This is a genomic window from Anaerobutyricum hallii DSM 3353, from assembly GCF_000173975.1.
GTDB lineage: Bacteria > Bacillota > Clostridia > Lachnospirales > Lachnospiraceae > Anaerobutyricum > Anaerobutyricum hallii.
Genome location: NZ_ACEP01000008.1, coordinates 1 through 3314, shown reverse-complemented (window position 1 = coordinate 3314; position 3314 = coordinate 1). Strand labels below are relative to the sequence as shown.

The following is a 3314-nucleotide window of genomic DNA, read 5'->3' as shown; positions in this document are numbered from 1 at the left end:
CGTACTTCAATATCATTTCTTTTAATCTTATGAGTTCCTCGGTATAATCTTTATTCTCTTCCGATCCCCAGATAAATCCCCCCGCATAATACGCACAGGTTGCCATCATCGAATGAAATGTCACCCGGAAGAACTGTTCTTCTGGAATATCTGTACGGAATGTTTTATCCTCTTTTGCCTTCTCATACATCCAGTGTAATCTCGTGTTCATCGAATATAATGATTTATAAAATTTTTCATACTTCTCCGCAGCAATGCCTTCCTGATGTACCATATAGTGGTTAAAGTTGTCGTTATACTGGAGTAAATCTTTATGATTCTGATACATATCAATATAACCATCTAATGTAAATATAAAACGATCAATCGCCGGAATATCGTGGATACTTTCCAGTGGCCTAATCGCATCTAACTTATCAAAATATGCCTTCCACTTTGCAGTACATACAGCCATAACAAGTTCTGGTTTACTTGAATAGCAGCGGAAAAGTGTTGCTCTTCCGATACCTGCTTTCCTTGCAATTTCTTCCATAGTCACTGCTTCTATTTTTTTCTCTACAAAAATCTGAAAGGCAGTATCTATAATCCTCTGATTACGTGCTTTTTCTTTTTCAATCTGCTTTTCTGACTTGCCCATAAATTTCTCCTATTATTCCTGATACTATCAATCTCATTTTACAGTAAAAAACAAAGTTTTGTCAATAAAATGAAGAAATTCTGAGGGTTGTGAGGCTGCAAAACAAACAAACTCCAAAAGATAAATTTGGGAAGATTGATATTTAGACAGTATTCTTCATATTATATTCCATCTTCTCTCTCAATCCGTTTACATCATCAAAGAAGTTGGCTGATTCGGCAGAAAAGAATCTTTTACTTCAACAGCCACAGACAGAATCCGAAGAAGAAAATAATCTATATTTGTGGCCCCGGAGCAAGGTTTGGATGCAAGTGCGTAAGAGAGCATTCAAAGCGCAGCAACTAAAGTCACAAATATAGATTATTTTCTTCTTCGGATTCGTCCGTTCTACTGTAAAATCAAAAGTTCTTCAAAGGTTTTCCTCAAAGAACTTTTTCATCCCTCGATATGCGACTTCCTCATCGGTTCCGCATATTTCTACTTCAACTTTCTGTCCGCACATCACATCCAATGCCATCACAGCGATAATATTCGATGCATCTGCTTCTTTTCCTTTTACCCGAAGAGTGATTCTGCTTTCATATGTTCTGGCTTCCTGAATCAGGAAAGACGCTGGGCGGGCATGAATTCCCTGTTCTTCTTTGATTGTATATTTAAACTTTCTCATAACTTTCTCTCCATAACTCGCACCTCTCGGTACGTCCCAATACATTTTACATTTTTATCTTTATATCATCCGATTCCGCCGAGTGCGATTCCTAGTACAAGGACTAAAATACATACCGGCACATAAATATACTTACATATCGGAAAATATAATTCTGTAAATTTATTTTTTCTTCCCTTGTTGACCTGTACCTCCACATACTTTTTACCAGCTATCCAGAAGAACATAATTCCTGCCAGTCCTGCACCAAGAGGGCAAATATAAATTGAAAGGACATCCATCCAGCTGGATACAATTCCCTGAATCATCAAAGATACAACTACACCGATAGCGGCAATAATGAGACAGGCTGCCTTTCTTCCAACGTGTAATTTTTCCTGTACAGTAGCAATCGGGGCCTCATAGAGGTTAATCAATGAAGTCATGCCAGCAAATAGTACCGCAACAAAGAAAATCATCGCAATCAATGTACTTCCCGGCATTGATTTTATTAGATTTGGCAGGTAAACGAACAGCAATCCCGGGCCTCCCTGGTTAAGCTGTGCCCCAGTTGTTGCCATTGCCGGAATAATGACAAGTGCTGCAAGCATCGCTGCAATCGTGTCAAATAATGCTACTCTTGCCGCTGAAGCCGGAATATCTTCCTCATCAGAAAGGTAAGAACCGTAAATAAGTGTTCCATTTCCCGCGACAGAAAGAGAAAAAAATGCCTGTCCTAAAGCAAATATCCACGTTTTAGGATTCATTAATGCGGTTTTATCCACACGAAAGATATAATGATACCCATCTGCAGCACCCGGCTGGAAAAATACATAAATACCAAGAATCACGAATAACACAAAAAATACTGGCATGAGTATCTTATTTGCTTTCTCAATTCCTCTTCCCACGCCAAACATCAAAATCGCCATACAGGCAGCTAACGCGATAACCTGCCATACATTGTTTCCAAACGCAGATGCCATACTGCCAAAACGCCCACCGAAATCTTCTACACTCTCTGGGGCGAGGGTTGCTCCTGTAAAAGTTCCGGCTGCATATTTTAAAATCCAACCCATAACTACAGTATAGCCGATTGCCATCGCAAGCGAACCAAGTACGGGAATCATTCCAAGAGCTTCTCCCAGCTTTCTCTTTCCTTTTTTCTCACAGATCATGCCAAATGCATCAATTGGGCCAGACCTTGCTGCCCGGCCAAGACTCATCTCACCGATAACACCTGTCGCTCCGATCAGAACAACAAAAATAATATATGGAATCAGAAATGCTCCACCGCCATAAAGCGAAACCCTTGTGGAAAACATCCATATATTTCCCATGCCAACCGCAGAACCGATACAGGCAAGGATAAATCCCCACTGACTGTTAAATGATTCTCTGACATTTCCATTCTTTCTATTACTACCATTATTCATACCGTTACTTTCTATTGATTTCTCATTCACACTTCTTTCTCCTTCATGTTTTGATAATTTTCTCCCCACTCTGACATCGCATCGAGTATAGGTTTTAAACTGTAACCCAACTCTGTCAATGTGTACTCTACTCTCGGCGGTACCTCCGCATACACCTTTCTGGTCAAAAGCTCACTCGCTTCCATCTGACGCAGCTGTGCTGTTAAAACTTTCTGCGATACATGACCAATCGACTTGCGAAGTTCTCCAAATCGCTTTGTTCCCGGCAATAAATCCCGCAAAATAAGAACTTTCCATTTATCACTGATAAGCATTAGCGTTGTTTCCACCGGGCAAGCCGGAATCTTCTCCTCCTGCTCCATCTTTACTTCAGGCATGCTTACACCTCCAATAGTTTCTTTTAGGTAACTACAGCTCAATATTGTGCTTACTTTACAGTATATTTGTATATCATTATTGTGACATCCTCCCTCCACCTGTAAAGGTTGGGGTTTCCCATCCTCGGCAAGTTTGGTTCTCGTTCGATAGCACTACCGTGCTAAGCATAAGCGAGCTATCCCCGTGTGTCCCACGGTTGTATTTGTTCTAAGGTCAC

General features: G+C 40.5%; 4 protein-coding genes. All 4 read right to left on the bottom strand.

The genetic code is table 11. The features are described 5' to 3' along the window. Positions 1-637, bottom strand: a 637-nt coding sequence (locus EUBHAL_RS00480) for a TetR/AcrR family transcriptional regulator (RefSeq protein WP_005343489.1), incomplete at its 3' end; no start/stop codon positions are given. Between the two features lie 409 nt (positions 638-1046). Continuing rightward, entirely contained in the window at positions 1047-1304 is a 258-nt protein-coding gene (locus EUBHAL_RS00475; RefSeq protein ID WP_044921192.1) for an HPr family phosphocarrier protein, read from the bottom strand. A gap of 65 nt (positions 1305-1369) precedes the next feature. Then, positions 1370-2719, bottom strand: coding sequence for a sodium-dependent transporter (locus tag EUBHAL_RS00470; protein WP_044921197.1), 1350 nt, complete (start codon positions 2717-2719; stop codon positions 1370-1372). Between the two features lie 26 nt (positions 2720-2745). Beyond that, on the bottom strand, positions 2746-3096 hold the full coding sequence (locus EUBHAL_RS00465; protein WP_005343481.1) for a winged helix-turn-helix transcriptional regulator: 351 nt from the start codon (positions 3094-3096) through the stop codon (positions 2746-2748). Between the last annotated feature and the right edge of the window lie 218 nt (positions 3097-3314).